We start from the raw sequence: 5,874 nt of genomic DNA, 5'->3' as shown, positions 1-5,874 counted from the left end.
GGAGCGAAGCGGGGGAGGAAAAGTGGTGCTTCGCGAGCCGGCTTCTAACTAAAGGGCAGCGTTGATGAGGATGGGTTCGTTGGTCAGGTCTACGCCGAAGGTTTCCTGGACGCCTGTGCGGACTTCTCGGGCCAGGGACAGGAGGTCTTTTGTGGTGGCTTGGCCTCGGTTGGTCAGGGCCAGGGTGTGCTTGGTGGAGATGGTGGCCGGGCCCGTGCCGTAGCCCTTGGGGAAGCCGGCGCGCTCGATCAGCCACGCTGCGGAGGTCTTGAGCAGGCCCTCGCCCGCCGGGTAGCGGGGCGGGGTTGCGTCGGGGCCCAGGTGTTGGGCGGCCAGGTGTTCGAGGGCGGCGAACGCCTCGACGGTGAGGATCGGGTTGGTGAAGAAGGAGCCCGCGCTCCACGTGTCGTGGTCGGCGGGGTCCAGGACCATGCCCTTGCCGCGGCGCAGGGTGACCACCGCGTCGCGGGCGGCGGCCACCGGGACGCGGTCGCCCGGGTCGACGCCGAGGGTGCGGGCCAGTTCGGCGTACCGGATCGGGGCGGACAGGCCGGCGGCGTCGTGGAGGCGGAAGGTCACGCGCAGGACGACGTAGCGGTGGTGGCCCTTGAAGACGCTGTGCCGGTAGGTGAAGCCGCACTGGGCCGCGGTCAGGGTGGCGCGGCGGTGTTCGGTGCGGTCGTAGACCTCGACCTCGGTGATGGTCTCGGCGACTTCCTGACCGTACGCGCCCACGTTTTGCACCGGGGTGGCGCCCGCGCTGCCGGGGATGCCGGCCAGGCATTCGATCCCGGAGAGGCCGGCGGCGACGGCCGCGGTGACGACGTCGTCCCACGGGACGCCGGCGTCGACGGTGACCTGCGGGCCGTCCAGGGCGATCCCCGAGGTCGCGATGCGCAAGACGCTGCCGGCGAAGCCCTCGTCGCCGACCACGAGGTTGCTGCCGCCGCCGAGCACGAGCAGTGGAGTGCCGTGCTCGTCGGCGGCGCGTACGGTTTCGATCACCGCGTCCGTCGTCGTGGCCGTGTACAGCCGGTCGGCCGGTCCGCCGAGGCGGAGGGTGGTCAGGGAGGCGAGAGGCGCGTCGGTTTCAGGCTGCACCGTTGGATTCTCGCATCCCGGGTCGGGCCGACGTTCAGGCGAGCTGGACCACCGCGCGCGGAACGCCCAGGACCTTGTTGCCGTCGGCGGTGACGGTCAGGTCCACCCGTACTCGGCGGTCGTCGAGCTTGGCCGCGACCTTGCCGGTGACCTCGATGACCGCGCCGCGGTCGTCGTCGGGAACCGCGACGGGCTTGGTGAACTTCACGCCGAACTCCACCACCGCGCCCGGGTCGCCGGCCCAGGTGGTGACCACGCTGGCGGCCTCTGCCATGGTGAACATGCCGTGCGCGATGACGTCGGGCAGGCCGACCTCCGACGCGAACCGGCCGTTCCAGTGGATCGGGTTGAAGTCGCCGGACGCGCCCGCGTAGCGGACGAGGGTGTCCCGGCTGACCGGAAAGCTCTGCGCGGGCAGCTCGGTACCGACCTCGACGTCGTCGTACGAAATCTTCGCCGCCATATCAGGCCTCCGAGTCTTCGGTCGCGGCGCGGGACACCAGGCTGGAGAGCGCGGTCACGATGTGCTCGCCCTCGGCGGTGGTGACCTCGGCGCGGGTGGTGAGGATGTCGTTGCCCGCGAGCGACTTGATGGCGTCCACGGTCGTCACCACGGTCAGTCGGTCACCCGCGCGGATCGGGCGGGTGTACGTGAACTTCTGGTCGCGGTGCACGACACGCGAGTAGTCCAGGCCCAGCTCGGGGTCGTAGACCACCTGGTCGGCGGCACGCATCGTGACGACGATCGCGAACGTAGGCGGGGCGATCACGTCGCAATACCCGAGCTGCTTGGCCGCTTCGGGGTCGCGGTACGCGGGGTTGGGGTCACCGATCGCGGCGGCGAACTCGCGGATCTTCTCGCGACCCACCTCGTAGGGCTCGGTGGGCGGATAGGTCCGCCCGATGAACTTGGCGTCCAGCGGCATGAAGCGGTACTCCCTGGTCGGTGGCGACGATGGGCGTCGGGGGCGGCGTCGGGACGGGATTCGCGCCGACGTCGGGCCCGGAAGGCGACGCTGCGGAGGATACGACAACGAGGCCACCCCCCTTGCGGGGAGTGGCCTCGTCGGTGTCGCGGGGCGAAACGCTCAGCGGGTTTCGCGGTGCGCGGTGTGCGCGTTGCAGCGAGGGCAGTGCTTCTTCATCTCAAGGCGATCCGGGTCGTTGCGCCGGTTCTTCTTGGTGATGTAGTTGCGCTCCTTGCACTCCACGCAGGCCAGCGTAATCTTCGGGCGGACGTCGGTGGCAGCCACTGGAGTGCCTTCCTTGCAGTCAGAGGGTGTTCATGACAAAAGCAGCCGATGCGAGGTTTCCCCCGTATCGGCTCGCCTTGGTAGCGGCGACCGGACTTGAACCGGTGACACAGCGATTATGAGCCGCTTGCTCTACCGTCTGAGCTACGCCGCCTCAACGAGGCCCCCGCCTGTGGTCAGGCGGGGATCCCATCGTCTGAGCCCCAATACGGAATCGAACCGTAGACCTTCTCCTTACCATGGAGACGCTCTACCGACTGAGCTATTGGGGCGAGCAGGAAAACCATACACGCCGACGGTAGTCGATCGGAAATCGATTGGCTCAGCGCACCTGGGCAAGGGTCTCAGATGACCAAACAGCCCTGGTCAGAGCCCCTTCCACGGTTTGAGCGTACACGGCTGCGGCCAGCCAGGCTCGGGACAAAAGGTCGTTGTCGCCGGGGAGGAGACGTCCGAATACGTCACGTTCGCGCCCCCCTGCCACGTGGGTGAGGCGTTCGACGAGCTCGGCCCCCGTGGCGAGTCCCACTGCCCGTAGTCGGGCGGTGTCGCCGGCGGTCGAGCCGGCGAGGGCCAGAACGGAGCGACCGCCACTGATCGCGCGTTCGACGTGACGGTGCATCAGGTACAGCGGGGCGCTGGGGATTTGGGCGGTGGTTGTCGCGATCATCCGGGCCGAATCGGCGCTTTGCGGGATTTTGGGGAGGTCTGCGCGGTGGAGGCGGTCGAGGCCGAGGTCGATGCGGCCGAGGCGGTCCGGGGCGAGGACCAGGACCGGGCCTTCGTCACCCGGGGGCACGCCGACGGCCAGGACTCGGACCGCGCGTTCCGCGGTCGGCTCCAGCCGGCCGATCAGGCGCAGCCTCAGTCCGGGCCAACTCGCGAGCAGGCGCAGGTTGTCGCGGTAGGCGAACGCGGGGTCGTCGTGCGCGACGAGCAGATGGACGGTCAGATCCCCGCAGGCCGCGACGACGCGGTCCCGCGCGCCGACGGTCGTACCGAGCACGGTGACGTCGAGGAAGAGCAGGTCGGAGCCGGCGGGGCGGTCGTCGGGGGGTAGGTCGCGGGCGCGGATCACGCGGTCGACCTGGTCCCCGGGAGCGACCGTCCACAGCCGGTCGAGCGGGTCCTCGGTCCACGCGGCGCCGCCGGCGCGTGCGGCGCGGACGCCTTGGCCGGCGCCCAGGCGGCCGTTCGCGGACTCGGTCGCGCCGGAGACCACGAGGCCGGCTCGGGTCAGCGCCATCGGGTCGATCGAGGTGTCGCCGACGCGGATGGCTCGGGCCGCGACGTTTGTCGCGCGGTCCGCGCCTCCGGGGGCCACGTCACCGATGGTCCTGATCTTTCCGGTGGCGTCGAGGATGGTCGTCACTGCGCCGGCGTAGCCGCCGGTGGTGAGGATCGGCTCGGTGAAGACGCCGTAGAGGCGTAGGGAACCGGCTGGTTCGTAGGCGCGGCGGGTGGTGCCTCTGAGGGTGGCCAGGGTGTGGTGGGTTGCGGTTGTGGGTTGGTCGGATGGGGAGGTGTGCCCACCCTCGCCGCCTGTTGCGTTGGGTGGGGAGGCCGCGGGATTCGGGCTGCCGGGGCGCGTGTCCGGCGCCGTGACCTGGGTGGTGGTCGTCGGGTCGTACGTGCGCAACGCGTGTGCTACGTCCAGGAGTTCGCGCAGGGACGCGGTGAGGTCGGCCAGGCGGTGGGCCGGGTCGGCGTTGCGGGCGGTGCGCAGGCCGGTCGCGGTGGCCACGGCGGCCGACGAGGCGCGGTGCAGGCCGGCCAGGCGGGCGGTGTGGGCGGCGCGTAGGAGGGCGGCCTGGAGGACGGCGCCGGAGCCGGTGAGGCCGGCGTCGACGATGGCGGATCCGGCGGTCCACAGGGCGTCGGCCGCGGTGCGTTCGGCTGGGGTCGGCCGGGTGGTCGTGGGTGCGGTGGGGGTTTGCTCGGTTTTCTGGCGGGTGGGTTCCGGGGTGGTGGGGGGTGTGCCTCGGTCGGCTGATGCGCCGGGGTCGGCTGATGCGCTGGGGTCGGCTGGCGTGCCGGGGTCGGCTGATGTGTCGGGTTCGGCTGATGTGTCGGGGTCGGCGATGGGGGCGGCGGAGGCGGCTGCCGCGCGGTGTACGCAGGCGGGGGCCAGGAGGCACGAGCAACGGAGGTCTTCGGCCGTGGTGACCGCGCCCGTGGGGATGTACAGGGTCAGTTCGGCGTCGTCGCCGACGGTGATGTGGACGGTGTCGCCGTCGCGGGTGATCGGGTAGGCGGCGAGCTTGGTGATCGCTGCGTCCAGGCGTTTGCGCAGGCGTGGGGTCAGCGCTTCGACGATGCCGGCGGTGACGTCGGGGGCCACCGGGGGGAGGGTTTGGGTGTCGGGGGTTTGGGTGTCGGGGGCTTGCATCATCGGACCTTTTCCCCGACCCAGCGGGCCAGTTCGGTGGGGCTGAGGGCCGCTACGGGCATGCCTGCGGCGACGAGTTGGCCTGCTACGGCGGTCGAGTAGCGCGGGCGGCCGGCGTCGTCGAGGCTCGCGCAGCCGAGGACGTGGCAACCGGCGTTGGCGAGAGCGCGGACTTCGCCGAGGAGGCCGCCGATCGGGTAGCCCTCCTCGAAGTCGCTGACCACCGCGACCAGGGTGCGGGAGGGGACGGTGACGAGTTCGCGCGCCCGGCGGAGTCCGGCGGCGATGTGGGTGCCGCCGCCGACCTTGACTTCCAGAAGCAGGCCGAGCGGGTCGTGTACATGGCCGGTGAGGTCCACTACCTCGGTGGAGAAGGCCAGGAAGTGCGTACTCAGCGCGGGGACGCCGGCGAGGACGGACGCGGTCAGGGCGGACCAGATGGTCGACGCCTCCATCGAGCCGGATACGTCGACGACGAGGATCAGCCGCCAGTCGCTGCTGCGGCTCGCCTTGGTGCGGAAGATCGGCTTCTCCGGGACGACGACCACGGCGCCGTCCGGTGCGCGGTGGGCGCCGGCCAGGTTGGCTCGGAGGGTACGGGCGAGGTCCAGGCCGCCTCCGGGGCGGCGGCTGGGGCGCGGCACGGTCACGCCGGTGAGGGTGGGGCGTAGGCGGGTGGCCAGTTCGCGGGTCAGCTCGGCGACGATTCGTTTGACGAGGGGCCGGAGCAGGGCGAGTTTGGCCTCGGGGAGGCCGCCGGCGTGGTCGAGGACGGACTTGAGGAGTTCGACCGACGGGCGGGCGGCATTGGGGTCGAGGTGGGTGAGTACGTCGGTGCGGCCGGTGGTGGCGGCTGCGGCCAGTACCTCCTCGCGGATGGCGTCGCCGAACAGGGCGATCAGGTCGTCGGACCATTCCCGGATGCCGGGGTACGGGGGTTCTTGGCCTCCGCCTCCACCGGGGCCTGCGGCCAGGTCGCTGCGGGAGCCTTCGCCTTGGCCTGTGCCGTACAGCTCGTCCAGCGCCCGAGCTGCGCGTTTGGCTGCGCCGTTCAGGGTTGTTGTGCGGCGGCCGAGGATGAGGGTCCATCTTTGGGCGGGGTGGAGGTCTTGGGGGGTGGGTGGGTTCTGG

6 protein-coding genes and 2 tRNA genes are annotated in these 5,874 nt (G+C 71.0%); all 8 read right to left on the bottom strand.

The window, feature by feature from the left end; all coding sequences use genetic code 11:
• Positions 1-48: 48 nt before the first annotated feature.
• A complete protein-coding gene (locus GT354_RS16625; protein ID WP_161357085.1) occupies positions 49-1,101 on the bottom strand; it encodes a UDP-N-acetylmuramate dehydrogenase in 1,053 nt (350 codons plus the stop codon).
• A gap of 34 nt (positions 1,102-1,135) precedes the next feature.
• The gene (locus GT354_RS16620) at positions 1,136-1,564 is read right to left on the bottom strand and encodes a MaoC family dehydratase (protein WP_161357084.1); all 429 of its coding nucleotides are present in this window, start codon (positions 1,562-1,564) and stop codon (positions 1,136-1,138) included.
• 1 nt (position 1,565) lies between these two features.
• On the bottom strand, positions 1,566-2,027 hold the full coding sequence (locus GT354_RS16615) for a MaoC family dehydratase N-terminal domain-containing protein (RefSeq protein WP_161357083.1): 462 nt from the start codon (positions 2,025-2,027) through the stop codon (positions 1,566-1,568).
• Positions 2,028-2,189: 162 nt separating this feature from the next.
• Positions 2,190-2,354 carry a 50S ribosomal protein L33 gene (gene rpmG / locus GT354_RS16610; RefSeq protein WP_004571794.1) on the bottom strand — a complete coding sequence of 55 codons (165 nt, stop codon included), beginning with the start codon at positions 2,352-2,354 and terminating at the stop codon, positions 2,190-2,192.
• A gap of 78 nt (positions 2,355-2,432) precedes the next feature.
• Positions 2,433-2,508 (bottom strand) — tRNA-Met (locus GT354_RS16605).
• A 45-nt stretch (positions 2,509-2,553) separates the two neighbouring features.
• A tRNA-Thr gene (locus GT354_RS16600) sits at positions 2,554-2,626 on the bottom strand.
• Between the two features lie 50 nt (positions 2,627-2,676).
• On the bottom strand, positions 2,677-4,746 hold the full coding sequence (locus GT354_RS16595; protein WP_237534998.1) for a hypothetical protein: 2,070 nt from the start codon (positions 4,744-4,746) through the stop codon (positions 2,677-2,679).
• Positions 4,743-5,874 (bottom strand): VWA domain-containing protein (locus GT354_RS16590; RefSeq protein ID WP_161357082.1); only part of this gene is annotated, 1,132 nt, incomplete at its 5' end. The genes GT354_RS16595 and GT354_RS16590, both read right to left, overlap by 4 nt.

The organism is Streptomyces sp. SID3343, assembly GCF_009865215.1.
GTDB lineage: Bacteria > Actinomycetota > Actinomycetes > Streptomycetales > Streptomycetaceae > Embleya.
The sequence above is the reverse complement of the archived record's forward strand: the minus strand, read 5'-3'. Positions and strand labels throughout refer to the sequence as shown.

What these genes read in the sequence shown, in the direction of transcription:
- GT354_RS16620 (WP_161357084.1), bottom strand. Translation starts at nt 1,564, where the DNA reads ATGGCGGCGAAGATTTCGTACGACGACGTCGAGGTCGGTACCGAGCTG.
- GT354_RS16615 (WP_161357083.1), bottom strand. Translation starts at nt 2,027, where the DNA reads ATGCCGCTGGACGCCAAGTTCATCGGGCGGACCTATCCGCCCACCGAG.
- GT354_RS16595 (WP_237534998.1), bottom strand. Translation starts at nt 4,746, where the DNA reads ATGATGCAAGCCCCCGACACCCAAACCCCCGACACCCAAACCCTCCCC.